The 15,241-nt window shown below is 50.2% G+C and carries 6 protein-coding genes; all 6 read left to right on the forward strand.

Going from position 1 to position 15,241, the window contains the following annotated elements:
• Positions 1–6 precede the first annotated feature (6 nt).
• The gene (locus H3H32_RS07540; protein ID WP_182462120.1) at positions 7–1,425 is read left to right on the forward strand and encodes a DUF418 domain-containing protein; all 1,419 of its coding nucleotides are present in this window, start codon (positions 7–9) and stop codon (positions 1,423–1,425) included.
• 258 nt (positions 1,426–1,683) lie between these two features.
• The gene (locus tag H3H32_RS07545; RefSeq protein ID WP_182462121.1) at positions 1,684–4,950 is read left to right on the forward strand and encodes a S41 family peptidase; all 3,267 of its coding nucleotides are present in this window, start codon (positions 1,684–1,686) and stop codon (positions 4,948–4,950) included.
• A gap of 30 nt (positions 4,951–4,980) precedes the next feature.
• Positions 4,981–6,456, forward strand: a complete 1,476-nt coding sequence (locus tag H3H32_RS07550) for a serine hydrolase domain-containing protein (protein WP_182462122.1) — start codon at positions 4,981–4,983, stop codon at positions 6,454–6,456.
• 48 nt (positions 6,457–6,504) lie between these two features.
• The gene (locus H3H32_RS07555; RefSeq protein WP_182462123.1) at positions 6,505–8,334 is read left to right on the forward strand and encodes a CocE/NonD family hydrolase; all 1,830 of its coding nucleotides are present in this window, start codon (positions 6,505–6,507) and stop codon (positions 8,332–8,334) included.
• Positions 8,335–8,576: 242 nt separating this feature from the next.
• Entirely contained in the window at positions 8,577–12,728 is a 4,152-nt protein-coding gene (locus tag H3H32_RS07560; RefSeq protein WP_182462124.1) for a sensor histidine kinase, read from the forward strand.
• A 1-nt stretch (position 12,729) separates the two neighbouring features.
• Positions 12,730–15,234, forward strand: a complete 2,505-nt coding sequence (locus H3H32_RS07565; RefSeq protein WP_240543690.1) for an ATP-binding protein — start codon at positions 12,730–12,732, stop codon at positions 15,232–15,234.
• The last annotated feature ends 7 nt before the right edge of the window (positions 15,235–15,241 follow it).

A 15,241-nucleotide genomic window follows, 5' to 3' on the forward strand; every position in this document is an offset into this window, starting at 1 on the left:
CCTTTTATGAATCTCTCACCCACAACTTCCTCCATTGCTGAGGCTTCCCTATCCGGAATGCCCCAGCGGGGAACCGCAGACCACCGGCCCATTTCGCAGGCTGAGCGCATCCAAACCATCGACATCCTGCGGGGTGTAGCCCTGCTGGGCATCCTGCTGATGAATATTCCGTACTTTTCTATGGCAGAGCGCTTCAGCGAAGTCTTCCAAAGCGACCCAACCAATGTTAACTTCTGGGTCAGCGCCGGTATCACCATCCTGTTTGAAGGAAAGATGCGCGCTTTGTTCTCCATGATTTTTGGCGTAGGCATTATTCTGTTTATGGGCCGCAAAGAGAAAGACGGGCCGGGGCACGATAGCCAGTCGGGAAAGGCCTTGTTTTTCCGGCGAATGGGCTGGCTGGTGCTGTATGGCCTGATCGATTCGCACGTGCTGCTATGGGTGGGAGACATTTTGTACTACTACGGCATCATTGGTATAATAGCGTTCTGGTTCCGCAGGATGAAACCAACTTATCTGGCAATGGGCGTACCGCTGGTAGCCATTATTGGCTTCGTGGCCAGCACGCTTTTCTACCAGAATGTACGCAACAAGCGCATGGCCTATTTGGCGATTCAAACGGTTCAGAAGCAAGGGCAGAAACTGACTGTCGCCCAACAGCAGATCGTGAAAGACTGGAAGGAAGCGCAAAAGCAATTTTTTCCCAATAAAGCGGAAATAGCCGAACATACTCGAATGATGAAATCAGACGATTATTTTACGGTCGCTAAGCGCTACCGGAAAGAGGTTTTGGAACAGCAAACGGTATACCTGATTTTCGGCCTCTGGGATCCGCTGGCCCTGATGCTACTGGGTATGGCGCTCTATAAATGGGGCTTCGTAACAGGCCAATGGTCGCGCCGACGATATTGGCAAACGATGCTGATAGGCTACGGGCTAGGGCTCCCTTTGGTAACTTATAGCTTCTATTACGGCTACGCAAACATCCCGAATACAGCCGCCTTTATGGTCTATTTTGAAACACATCCAATTTCCTGGATTGACCTGATTTATCCCTTCCAGCGGATTCTGCTGGTGATGGCCCATGCCAGCCTGTTAATCCTGCTGATTCACCGGGCCGTCGGACGGTCGGGTCGGGCGCAGGGGTTCCTGAATCGACTGTCGGCTGTCGGGCAGATGGCCTTTACCAACTACGTCATGCACACGCTGATCTGCACATTCGTGTTCAACGGCTATGGCCTGAACCAGTATGCTGAGTGGCAGTTTTACCAGCTTTATTATCTGGTGGGGGCTATCTGGGTGTTGCAACTGATTGTCAGCCCGATCTGGCTCCGGTATTATCAGTTTGGTCCGCTCGAATGGGTGTGGCGGAGCCTGACCTACTGGGAACGCCAGCTTATGCGCCGACAAGTCATCGCATCCTAATCAGTATTCCTCTTTTTAACCATAAAATCTCCGTGAAAGCAGCCCTCTTTTTCTGCACGCTTGCACGTTCAGTTGCGTTTTGCTCTTTCTCTAGCGTCCCTAGTGAGACGGAGAAAAATGATGTGGGATTTTCTGAAATAAATCCTCTAACCAATTTTTTATAGACTTCTTCTTTCATGAAAAGCATAGGCAATTCTCAGAAGCCAGGAAAATAAAGTAGTTTGCCTGTTCATTCCTCTCAAAAAACTCATTCCTACGATGTTAACCAAAAAAATAGCCTTCGTTTTCCTGAATTTGCTGCTCGCGTGGGCACCTGTATGGGCACAAACACCGGAGACGCGCCTGTTGAGACAGCCCACGGTCAGTGCCACACAAATCGCGTTTGAATACGGTGGCGATATTTGGGTAACACCCAAAAATGGGGGAGAAGCCAGACGGATAACCAGTACGGATGCCACAGAAGAAAATCCCCACTTTTCGCCGGATGGCAAGTGGCTTGCCTTTAGCTCCAATCGGTCGGGTGTAGCCCAGGTGTATATCGTGCCAGCGCAGGGAGGAAGTCCAACCCGGCTTACCTGGTACCCGGCCCCGTCGTATCCACGAGGTTGGACACCAGATGGCAAACAGGTGCTCTACGCATCCAGCCGGGAAACGGCGCCTACGGCTTACAATCGACTGTGGACCGTTTCGGCCAAAGGCGGGCCATCGGCCTTATTACCAGCGCCGTGGGGATTTGACGGTCGATATGCGCCAGACGGTACTAAACTCATCGTTGACCGGGTAAGCCGCTGGGATAGCGAATGGCGGCATTACCGGGGTGGACAAAATACACCCCTGCAAGTACTGGATCTAAAGACCTTAACTGAACAACCCATCCCCACCCAGGGGAGCATTGATATCCATCCGATCTGGTTGAAGGACGAGATCTATTTTCTCTCAGACCGTGACTTTATCATGAACGTGTGGGCGTATAATCCGACAACATTGGCTCTTCGTCAGGTAACCAAACTGACCAATGGCGACATCAAGTGGCTGGAGGGCAATGGCAACGAGTTAGTGTATGAACACAATGGGTATTTGCACCTGCTTGACCCCACAACGGCTAAAAGCAGTCAACTGGCCATAACGGTCATTGGCGACTTTCCCTGGAGCGAGACCCATACAGAACTGGTAACCAAATCGGCCACCAATGCGTCGCTGTCGCCAACAGGAAAGCGAATTTTATTAGAAGCCAGGGGCGATATATTTACCGTACCCGTTGAAAACGGCGATCCCAGAAACCTGACCCGCAGTTCCGGCGCAGCCGACCGCAGGCCCGTCTGGTCGCCCGACGGGAAAGAAATTGCCTGGTTTTCGGATAAAGACGGGGAGGGTTATGCCCTGTATATCGCTGATCAGGAAGGGATCAAGGAACCACGGAAAATCCCCATCGGTGAGAGTAAATTAGGCTGGAACCCAACCTGGTCGCCTAATGGAAAGTTTATTGCCTTCACTGATAATGCGGTACGAGTCAGGATACTCGAACTATCGACCCGCGCTATTACGACCATCGATACCGGTGGTATGAATTTAGACCGGGATAATATGGGGCTCACCTGGTCGCCTGATAGCAAATGGCTGGCCTACACGAAATCCGCAGCTAATAATTTCAGAAACGTGATGGTCTGGTCGGCAGACAGTAAAAAAACGCGACCGCTGAGCGATCCCCTGGCCGATGCTTTGTCGCCAGCCTGGGATCTAAACGGACGCTATCTGTATTTTTTAGCGAGTACGAATGCCGCGCTGGGTTCGGGCTGGGCCAACACCAGTTCGCAACAGGCTAAACCAACGTTTGGGGCTTATATCACCCTGCTGCGTAAGGATGACCCGAACCCATTTCCGCTTAAAACTGATGAAGAACCTGATAGCACCAGTAAACCTGCACTCCTTAGCAAACCAGAAGAGACGACCAAGCCTAAACCGGGCAAAAAAGTAGCCGTAAAGGACACAACGGCGGCCAAAAACGTCCGGATCGACTGGACGAATCTGGATCGGCGCATCATCGCGATGCCAATTCCGGTAGGCAGTTATGAAGCGTTGCTGGCGGGCCCCAAAGGACACCTGCTCATCTCCACGGGTAAAACACTGAGCAAATACACCATTGCCGACAAGAAACTGGACGAATTGGTGAAATCAGGTTCCGAGTTTGCCGTATCGGCCAATGGCGAAAAGCTATTGTATAAATCCGGAACAGACTGGCAGGTTGTGTCGACAACCAAACCGCCAAGTGCAACGGCGGGAGCGGTACCGATGCACCTACGGATGGAACTGAACCGGCTCGATGAATGGAAGCAAATCTTTACGGAGGCCTGGCGCTACCAGCGCGACTATTTTTATGACCGAAACATGCATGGGCGGGACTGGCAGGCCGTCTGGAACGACTATGCGCCATTGATTCCGTACATCAGACACCGCGCCGATCTGACGTACCTGCTCGACCAGTTGGGTGGAGAAACATCGGTAGGGCATAGTTTCGTTTTCGGTGGCAATTTCCCGGAGCAGGATACCTCACGGGTTGGCGTATTGGGTGCCGATTTGATTGCTGTTGATGGACGGTGGAAAATCAAACGTATATATACTACCGAAAGCTGGAACCCTGGTCTGGTCGCCCCACTGGCTCAGCCAAACCTGAAAGTAGAAGAAGGCCACTATATTCTGGCCATCAACGGACAACCGCTGACGGCCGACAAAGACCCCTATGAATCGCTGAACGGTACTGCTACGTTGCAAACCATCCTGACGGTGAATACCAAACCAACACCCGAAGGTGCCTGGACTATCCGGGTGCAACCTACGACCAAAGAAAATGCGCTGCGCCAGCTTGCTTGGGTGGAAGATAACCGGCGGAAAGTAGCTGAATTGTCGAAAGGGAAATTAGGCTATGTGTGGGTGCCAAATACATCAGGAGCAGGGTTCACCAGTTTCAATCGCTATTATTTTGCCCAGCAGGATAAGGAAGGGGCCGTTATCGATGAGCGTTTTAACGGAGGAGGATTGCTGGACGATTACATGGTCGATCTGATGGTACGTCGGCTACGAGCGTCTATTACCAATGAAGTGCCCGCCGGTAAAGCCATGCGATTACCCGCGGGCATACTCGGTCCCAAAGTACTCCTGATCAATGAACTGGCAGGGTCGGGAGGGGATTTCTTTCCCTGGATCTTCCGTCAGCAGAAAGTGGGCCCGCTGATCGGTACGCGTACCTGGGGTGGCCTGGTGAAATCGTCGGTGCATTATTCCTTTGTCGATGGTGGTGCCATGACCGCCCCTGATAACGCCATTTTTGATCCCATGACCAGCAAATGGGTGGCCGAGAACACGGGTGTCTCGCCGGATATCGAGCAAACAATCTCCGCCGATGCCGTATCAAAAGGTCATGATCTGCAACTCGAAAAAGCAGTTGACGAAGCACTGAAATTACTGCAGAATGAGCCCCACCCTTCGGTAGTCAATCCACCCTATTCTACTCCTGCCAGGAAGCCATAAACATATCCAAACAACGATCACTTATTCATTATGAAGGTATTAGTATCGATTATGCTCGTTTGCTGGCTGACCGGCAGCTTCGCCGTTGTCGCCCAACCAGCTCCGTATTCTAAAGACGTGCTGTCAAAAATACAGCAGGTTGAGCAGCATTTAGCCAGCTACGTCAACCGTACACCCGACGACAAAGACTGGACACTGCAAGAGCGCATGAGCTATTACAAAATTCATGGTCTCAGCATAGCCGTTGTTCACAACTATCAAATTGAGTGGGCCAAAGCCTACGGCTGGGCCGATACGGCCCAATTAGACCATCGAACCGCCCACCCCGTCACGACCGAGACCCGTTTTCAGGCCGGCTCCATCAGTAAGTCGCTGAATAGCATGGGTGTACTGGCCTTAGTCCAGGCAAAAAAAATTGACCTCTATGCCGACATCAACAACTACCTGACCACCTGGAAATTTCCCTATGATTCGGTTTCCAAAGGCAGGAAAATCAACACGGCCAACCTATTGAGTCACACGGCGGGGCTGACGATTCACGGCTTCCCCGGTTATGGGATCAATAAGGCCATTCCTACCTTGCCGGAGGTGCTTAATGGCCAAAAACCGGCTAATACTCAGGCGGTTCGTTCTGCCTTTGAACCGGGCCTGAAGTATCAGTACTCTGGTGGCGGAACAACCATTTCCCAGCTTATGGTTATGGACGTAACCCATCAACCCTATGACCAGTATATGTGGGAGCGGGTGCTGAAACCGATGGGCATGGTCAACAGTTCGTACACGCAGCCGCCAGTCAATGATAACACGCTGGCAACGGGCTACTGGGCATCCGGAAGTGAAGTTCCGGGAAAGCATCATATCTACCCCGAACAGGCAGCCGCTGGACTCTGGACAACCCCAACCGATTTAGGCCGGTATATTATCGAAACACAGTTGGCCTATCAGGGCAAATCCAGTAAGGTACTCTCGCAGCAAACGACGCGCTTGAGGCTTACACCTTACGTGGATAGTTCAGCAGCGTTGGGCGTATTCATTGTTAAAAAAGGGGCAGACACCTATTTCTCACATAGCGGATCCGATATGGGGTTTCTGAGCCTGTATTATGGAAGCCTGACCGGTGGCAACGGCGTGGTGATTATGGTCAACTCGCAAAACGGGGCCATTCTCGACGAACTAGCGAATAGTGTGGCCACGGTCTATAACTGGAATGGTTTTTATAAGCCCATCCTCAAGCAATCGGTGGCCTTACCAGAAACGGTTCTGGAATCTTATGTAGGCGAATATCAGGGGGATTTGGGAAAAAATATTGTCACCCGCGCCGGTAATCAGTTGCTTTACCGGTGGACAAATGGAAATACGGCGAAAATTTTCCCCGAAACTGAAGCCCGGTTCTTCTTTAAAGATTCAGATGGTCAACTCGAATTTATCCGTGATGCGTCAGGTAAAGTTGTTGGGCGAAACATGACCGCTGGCGGGAAGACAACCGAAGCCAGGAAGGTAAAGTAGATTGTCATTTGTTGTCTGTCAATTGTCAAGTATTGTCCGTTAACCTCCATGAACAAAACCCTTACGCTCCTCTTCGTTTTCTGGCTGGCCAGTTGTTTCGCCATTGTCGCCCAAACCACGACCGAAACCCGCTACGTTCGCCAGAACGTACTGATTCCCATGCGTGATGGCATTCGGCTAAACACGGTCATCTTTACGCCCAAAACTGCCGATGAGCCGTTGCCATTTCTGTTTAACCGGACACCCTATGGCGTAGATCACGCGCCCTTCCCCGACCAGTCTCCCTACACGAAAATTATGGCCGACCAGGGGTATATATTCGTAGCGCAGGACATTCGTGGGCGCTACAAATCGGAGGGAAAGTTTGAAATGCAGCGATTTTCGCGCGACAAAAAAGACCCCAAAGCCATCGACGAAAGCACTGATACGTACGACACGATTGAGTGGCTGCTCAAAAACGTACCCAACAACAACGGGAAAGCAGGGATGTATGGCACCTCTTATGATGGCTGGACGAGCGTGATGGGGGCCATCGATCCGCATCCGGCACTGAAAGCGATTTCGGAACATGCCACGCCAGCCGATATGTGGATGGGCGACGACTTTCACCATCAGGGAGCCTTCCGGCTGAGCTACGGATTCGAGTACGCCTTTATGGAAGAAGCCACTAAAACCGATTCGATGTTCGCCTTCAGCAGCTACGACACCTACGACTGGTATCTGAAACTAGGGCCGCTGGCCAACGTCAATAAAAAGTATTTCATGGGTAAACTGCCGACCTGGAATGACTTCGCCAAACACCCCAATTACGACCCTTTCTGGCAAAAGCAATCGCTGTCGTTCCGGATTGGGAAGCCTAAGGTAGCCATTCAGAATGTAGCGGGCTGGTGGGATCAGGAAGATTTTTATGGGCCGATAAAAGCCTACCAACTCTGGGAAAAAGAGGACGCTAACCAGCAGAATCACCTGATTGTTGGCCCCTGGAATCATGGCGGCTGGGCCTGGGGCGAAGGCCGTAAACTGGGCAACATCAACTTCGATACCACGGCGTCCAGTACGTTTCGCCAGACGATGTTTGCGCCCTGGTTTGCCTATCACCTGAAAGGGAAGGGCGACGGTAAATTTCCCGAAGTGACCGCTTTTCAGACGGGTAAAAACCAGTGGAAAACCTACAACCAATGGCCGCCCACCGAATCGGTGAAACGAAATCTGTATTTCCGGGCCAATGGCCAATTGTCGTTTGAGAAACCCAACGATGCAGCCGCAATAGACACGTATATTTCGGATCCGGCTCACCCCGTACCGTACCGACCCCGGCCTATTGAAGCCACCTATAGCCCCGGCTCGCGCTGGTTTACCTGGCTAACTGAAGACCAGCGATTTGTGCAGAATCGCCCTGATGTACTCAGCTGGCAAACCGAACTGCTGACCGAAGACGTGACCGTAACAGGCACCCTATTGGCTAAGCTGTTTGCCGCCACCACCGGCAGCGACGCCGACTGGGTGGTGAAACTGATTGATGTCTATCCTGAAAGCTACCCCAAAGAGCCAAAGATGGGCGGTTACCAGTTCATGGTGGCCAACGACATCCTGCGTGGTCGTTTCCACAAGAGTTTCGAAAAACCACAGGCGCTGCAACCCAATAAAGTAGAAACATTCACCGTCGATCTGCATTCGCTGGATCATGTGTTTCAGAAGGGTCACCGGATTATGGTGCAGGTGCAGAGTACGTGGTTCCCCCTGATCGACCGGAACCCACAACGATACGTACCCAATATTTTCGAAGCAACGGAGGCTGATTACCAGAAAGCGACGCACTCTATTTTCCGGTCGGCCAGCTATCCGTCTCACTTAGAACTGAGTGTGATGCTACCTTAAGTCCCGGCGAAATGTAGTCGTCAATATGGCTGGAGTATTTGAAAAAGCGGTAGTTAATTCTTTCGGAGGTTAACTACCGCTTTAATCATAACTTGGAATGGGTCTTTCTGGAAGCACCGCCTATTGACCCAAATCTGACAACTTTTGTCCCAAATGTGATAGCTTCTCCAGGGATAGGCTGCTTATTTTGGCATGGCTAATACGAGTGTAGTGAATGGCCTTCCTCTTCTATACATACCGCTATGCGTACCCCCCGTTTATACTTTCTCTTACTGCTAAATCTGACTATCCTATCCAGTGTGTTGGCTCAGCAACCCGCCCAACCCGTCGACCTGCCATCTCAACGCATCCGGTTCGAGCACCTGACGGTGGCCGATGGCCTGCCCGAAAGCTCGGTCACCTGTATGATTCAGGACCATCTGGGATTTATTTGGATGGGCACTCAGGGTGGCCTGGCCCGTTATGATGGCACGCAAATTATTGCCTTTCAAGAAGATAGTAAAAATAAATATTCCTTTAGGGGAAGCAATGTTCAGTCCATCTATGAAGACCACAACGGTGACATCTGGATTGGTTGTGAGCGACTGATCCGTTTTGAACGGGCTACCGGGCGATTTATCGAGTATCCGCAGAAAGCGCCTGAAGGCAATCGAAGCGCGAACTACGTCGGATTGATCCATAAAGACCAGCGGGGCGATATCTGGACGATCACCGGTAATTACGGAGACAATCTCTTCCTACTGGACCGATTAAATCCTAAAACTGCGACCTGGACCTATTTTCGCCATAACCCTGCCAATCCGCACAGTTTGGCGACGAATTCGATCTATCTGAGCAATACGAATAGCATTAATAATTTTGCTTTTTTAGAAGGCAGGTCGGGCACAATCTGGGTAACAACAACGGGGGACGAACGCATTCTACACCGCTTCGACCCGAAAATAAATGGGTTCAACCGCATCACACCGAAGGCAAGCCCGGCTGTAGTGGCTGATTTCAAACGTATTACGGTCATGGCTGAGGATGGGCAGGGGCAGCTTTATGTATCCTCGTATAATCGGGGTAAAGGTTTATTTCTAGTAAACCGAACCGCCGGTGGTGCGGCATCCCGACCGCCCCAAACGTGGCAGGTGACGCAGTTCAAACACGACCCCCTAAATCCCTATTCGATTCGAGACGATTCCGTAACACGCGTACATCCAGACCGGGATGGAACCGTTTGGGTGCCCACAAGCCAGGGTCTGGATCGGCTGGATCCTAAAACCGGACGTTTCACGCATTTTGTATCGAAGCCCAACGACCCCAACAGCCCCAGTCCGGGCCTGCTTAAGTTTTTGTCCGAAACGCCCAACGGCGATCTGTGGTTCGCAACTACCGACGGGATGAATATGTATGACCGTCGTCGGCAATCGTTTGTGCGTTATCAGAAACGTAATGAGCCGGATGGACTAAAAGCCGGAGGGGAGATCATCTCGTTTCTGGTGGACCTAACTGGCTTATTCTGGGCGGGAAAGGTTGAGGATGGCGTGTATAAACAGAGCCGGGCGGTTAAGTTTTCGGCTATCACCAGTGAACCTGAAGTAACCCAACGGGGGATGCCAGGATCGGCACCAATCTCGTATATTTTTCGAATGTACGAGGCCCCCTCAGAGCCGGGTGTCATCTGGCTGGGTACTGACGGCGGATTAGAGCGGCTGGATCGAAAAACAGGGCGCCGAACGACGTATAGCCACGACGATCGGAACAGCCGGTCTATTGGCACAGGTTATGTCTTTGGCATGGCTGAGGATAAGCAGGGCCGGTTCTGGGTAGGAACGCAGGGAGGGGGCCTGAACCTATTCGACAGGAAGCGCGGGACGTTTACCCGGTTGGTGCACGATCCGGCCAATGCCAATAGCCTGATGAATGATAATATACGAGCGGTTTTCCCGGCTTCTGACGGTACGCTTTGGATTGGTACCTTTCAGGGACTGGATCATTATGACCCAGCTCGTCAGGCGTTTACCCACTATTACCAGGCCGACTCACTCTATACGCCTGAACTATACGCCCGCATCCAATCGCTGGCCACAGCCCGGAAACCCGTGGCGGCTATCCGGCAACCAGGTAACAACACAAACCAAATGGTGGCTTTCAGCTTACACCAGCCGACCGATTTGCTGCTGGTGGTTGGTGGCGAATGGACGGCTGATACGAAGCGCGATTATGGCTGGCTGGAAGACGAACAAGGCAAGCGTATCTGGATTACCACCTACAAGCAGAGCGCGGGCGATGGCCCAGTGGGGCAAATCCGCAATCAGATAGACGTTATTCACCTGAAAGCAGGACGGTATCGGCTGCGGTATCGGTCGAATGACACGTACGCCTACAGTCAGTGGAAAGTAGCTCCTCCCTATCACCCCCAGTTGTGGGGCATCCAATGCATTGCTCTTTCACCGTCCGAAGGTCAGGCTATGGCCCAGTTAGCCCGTAAACGGCAGTTCACCGGTCTAAATAGCACCTATGTTTTATCCCTGGCAGAAGATGCTCAGAAACGAATCTGGATTGGCACGTCGCTAAGCGGTGGTGTACAGTTGCTAGACCCCAATACAGGCCAATTTACAACCATCCTGACCGATAAAAGTGGCCTTTCCAGCGTCCAGTGTCTGTTAGCCGATACCCGACCGGGTTGTTTTTGGGTGGGTGATTTTACCCGTGGCCTATTTCTGATCAATGACAAGGGGCGGGTTCTGAAACACTTTACCCAGACTAACGGCCTGCCAAACAATACCGTGATTGGTGTTCATCGCGACAAACAAGGCATTTTATGGGTTGGCACGGGCAACGGATTAGTGCGGCTAGACCAGACCGCTGGACCGCCAAAAACCGATCAGATTCGCCACTTTACCCAGCGCAACGGTTTGAAGGGTTTATTCACGCCCATCTGGTTCTCCAGCACTGGTGAAGTCTATGCGGGCAGTGATAGGGATGTCGTTGCGTTCTTCCCGGAGCAGGTTCAGGACGACCCGATACCGCCACCTATCGTCCTGACCGACCTGCTCATCAATGGCCAGCCCGCTACGCTTGGCTCTGACGGCCAGCTACCCAGTCATATCTCGGTCACGAAAGAAATTACCCTGCCTCATGATCAAAGCGATCTTGCTTTCCAGTTTGCCGCGCTTAGCTATAACCGGGGTAGTGAATCGGAATATGCGTTTAAATTAAGCCCGATTGATACGGCCTGGGTGCCTTTAGGAGCCACTCGGCAGGCCCGCTTTCTGGATTTACAGCCTGGCACCTACACCTTCCGCGTCAAAGCGGCCAACGCCGATGGGGTCTGGAATGAAGAAGGAACACGTATACAGATCACCATTTTACCGCCCTGGTGGCGAACCTGGTGGGCGTATTTTTTTTATGTACTGGTTTTTGCCATTCTGCTTCGTGCGTATATATCTTACCGTTCAAGAGCTTTGCGTCGGGAAAATCAGCTATTGGAAGAAAGGATTGCCCAGCGCACCAACGAAGTTCAGCAGCAGAAAGAAGAGATTGAGACCCAACGGGACTATCTGGAAGATACCCTCACAGAACTCAAAAGCACCCAGACCCAACTCATCCAGAAAGAGAAACTCGCCAGCCTGGGTGAGTTAACGGCAGGTATTGCTCATGAGATTCAGAACCCGCTAAACTTCGTCAACAACTTCGCCGAAGTTTCCACCGAACTCATTGAAGAATTAAAAGAAGAGGTTCAAGCGGGTAACACCGATGAAGTTATGGCCATCGCCGACGACCTGACCCGCAACCTCCAGAAGATCAATCACCACGGTGGTCGGGCCAGCAGCATTGTCAAAGGCATGCTCGAACACAGCCGTACCGAATCGGGTGAGAAACGACCCACTGATCTTAACGCGCTGGCCGATGAATATCTCAAAATTGCCTATCACGGCCTGAGAGCCAATGATAAGAGCGGTTCGACGGGTCGATTTAACTGTGAGCTAGTGACTGATTTTGATTCGACCCTGGAACTGGTGGTAGTGGCTCCTCAGGAGATTGGACGGGTGCTGTTGAACCTCTACAACAATGCCTTTTACGCCGTACACCAACGACAGATCGCAGAGACAAGGCATGCCTTGTCTCTACCTGAAACCTACCAGCCAACGGTTTGGGTGAGTACCAAACGAATCAGTACTGGGATTGAGATACTGGTGCGTGACAACGGTACGGGCATTCCTGAATCGGTGAAGGCTAAGATCTTTCAACCTTTCTTCACCACAAAGCCTACTGGTGAGGGGACTGGATTGGGGCTGTCATTAAGCTATGATATCGTGACTAAAGGGCATGGCGGAATAATGGCAGTGGAGACTATGGAAGGAGAAGGAAGTGAGTTTATTATAAGACTACCCATCAATATTTCATAAAATGAAAACCTATCTCATCACGTTTTTGCTTGTTTTCTTTTGTTTGAGCTATCTACAAGCACAAACGGTTATCAATCCTTATACCGCCAAAATTGATAGTATTCAACAATTATTGACTAAACGCCCTACCACCGACACACTACGTGTCATTCAACTAAATGACTTGGCGCAAGTTTGCTTCAGGGATTTACAATTTAAACGTGGGCTGTTGGCCGCCAAAGAGGCCCGTGCTTTGGCCAAAAAACTCAATTTTGAGCAAGGAGAAGGCCTTTTTTTAATGACCATGAGAGACTTTAATGATGATTCTTTCTTTTGGTTTTACTATAACTTTAAGGCAACCTGGTTTTATGTCGATAGACATGAGCCCGTTTCTACCATCACCTTTTCCGTTGCGTCACCGGCTCAAACTAAAGAGCCTGAAAAGTCAATTAAAGAGTTAAAAGCTGCCTTAGCCTACTTTGAACGACATCCTGATGCAGAAATAACAGCCAATATTCTTCAGCTTATCAGTTACAATTACCGAAATATTGATAAAGAGCAGGAAAGTATACGTTATTTGGACAAGGCATTTACGAAATTTCTGCAAGCCAGGCTTCCCATGAACGCCTATTACCTACTGGCTTTTAAAAGTCAATTGTTAGAGACAAAAGGTAAAAAACAGGAAGCCAAACTAGCCCAACAGCAAGTAAATAAGTTTATAGTTGCCAATCCGGATCATCAAGAAACGGCCTTGCTTTATACAGGGGTATCTAATTTTTATTATGCAAAAAAAGATGTACCCTTGGCTTTTGAGGCCAACGCTAAAGCGAATTTGCTACTGGAGCGATTAGGCGAACAGCACCTTCGAATCCTTATTCTTGAACGATTAGCCTCCGTCTATTTTTATAGGTTAGATATACCTAATAAGGCCCTTGATTTTTATCTCAAGGAAACGGCCCTGGCAGAAGCCATCCATGATCAAAAAAATTTAGCCTGGATCTATCATAAAGTGGCTTTCACGCTGATCAGATTAAAACGGTTTGAGGAGGCTGCCCATTATGCCGGTAAAGCAAAAAAAATCATAGACAGCTCCCCTGAATCTCTCTCGAAGAAAAAGGATGTAGCACAGCACTACGATGCACTCGGGCAGATTCTGATGGGAAACCACAAATACCGGGAAGCTATATCGAATTTTAAGCAGGCACTCCAAATAGACAGCAGTTTTACCACCATTGCTATTTACTTCAACATGTATATTGCCCAGTGTTATCAAAAGATGGGCAACCTTAACGAGAGTATTTCCTATGGTTTAGTAAGTTATGAAGATGCCGTCGCCAATCCCAACTCTGATGGGAATTATGTTATACCAAGAGTGTGCCGATTGCTTTTTGAAAACTATGACAGCTTGGGTAACACTTCACAGGCCTACAACTATTTAAAGATTGAATATGGATATCGGAAAGCCATCGAAGAACAAAATGCGACCAATCGTTTGGCGGAAATGGAAATTCAGTCAATTGTTCAGAAAAGCGAACAAGCGCGTTTGTTGAAAGAAAAAGAAAATCAGAACCAACGTTGGTGGTTATTCAGTATTGCCGTTGCCCTGTTTTCAGCAATAGTATTGGCTGCCGTATTTTATCGAAATAACCTGCACAAACAAAAGGCAAACACCTTGTTGTATCGGCAGAAAGAAGAAATCGACTGCCAACGGGACAAAGCCGAAAATGCCCTCACCGAACTCAAAACCACTCAGCAACAACTCATTCAGAAAGAAAAGCTGGCCAGCTTAGGGGAACTGACGGCGGGTATTGCCCATGAAATTCAGAATCCCCTGAACTTCGTCAACAACTTTTCGGAAGTTTCAGCCGAACTGATTGAAGAACAAAAAGAAGCCCTGGCTAAAGGAGATACGGAAGAAGCCAAAGCTATTGCTGAAGACCTTTCCAGCAATCTGCAAAAGATCAACCACCACGGCGGCCGGGCCAGCAGCATTGTCAAAGGCATGCTCGAACACTCCCGCACCGAATCGGGCGAGAAACGGCCCACTAATCTTAACGCGCTGGCCGATGAATATCTCAAGCTGGCTTATCATGGCCTAAAGGCAAAGGAAAAAAGCTTTACTTGTGAGTTAGTGACCGAGTTTGATCCGGCCTTGGGGCTAGTCAAACTAACTCCTCAGGAGATTGGACGGGTATTGTTAAACCTCTACAACAACGCATTCTACGCTGTTGATGAACGAAAAAAGCAGTTTGATCCTGACTATAAACCAACCGTTAAGGTTCGAACAAAGTGGGGGTCGGATCAGGTTGAGATTCGGGTTTCAGACAATGGCATCGGCATTCCAGATTCGGTGAAAGCCAAAATCTTTCAGCCCTTTTTTACCACTAAACCCACGGGTGAAGGCACTGGATTGGGTCTTTCGCTGAGCTACGATATTATTACTAAAGGGCATGGGGGAATGCTGATAATGGACAGTCAACAGAATCAAGGCACCGAGTTCACCATTAGCTTACCTACTAAAGCTTAACCGTTCG

This window comes from Spirosoma foliorum, from assembly GCF_014117325.1.
GTDB classification, from domain to species: Bacteria; Bacteroidota; Bacteroidia; order Cytophagales; family Spirosomataceae; genus Spirosoma; species Spirosoma foliorum.

What these genes read in the sequence shown, in the direction of transcription:
- H3H32_RS07540 (WP_182462120.1), top strand. Translation starts at nt 7, where the DNA reads ATGAATCTCTCACCCACAACTTCCTCCATTGCTGAGGCTTCCCTATCC.
- H3H32_RS07545 (WP_182462121.1), top strand. Translation starts at nt 1,684, where the DNA reads ATGTTAACCAAAAAAATAGCCTTCGTTTTCCTGAATTTGCTGCTCGCG.
- H3H32_RS07550 (WP_182462122.1), top strand. Translation starts at nt 4,981, where the DNA reads ATGAAGGTATTAGTATCGATTATGCTCGTTTGCTGGCTGACCGGCAGC.
- H3H32_RS07555 (WP_182462123.1), top strand. Translation starts at nt 6,505, where the DNA reads ATGAACAAAACCCTTACGCTCCTCTTCGTTTTCTGGCTGGCCAGTTGT.
- H3H32_RS07560 (WP_182462124.1), top strand. Translation starts at nt 8,577, where the DNA reads ATGCGTACCCCCCGTTTATACTTTCTCTTACTGCTAAATCTGACTATC.
- H3H32_RS07565 (WP_240543690.1), top strand. Translation starts at nt 12,730, where the DNA reads ATGAAAACCTATCTCATCACGTTTTTGCTTGTTTTCTTTTGTTTGAGC.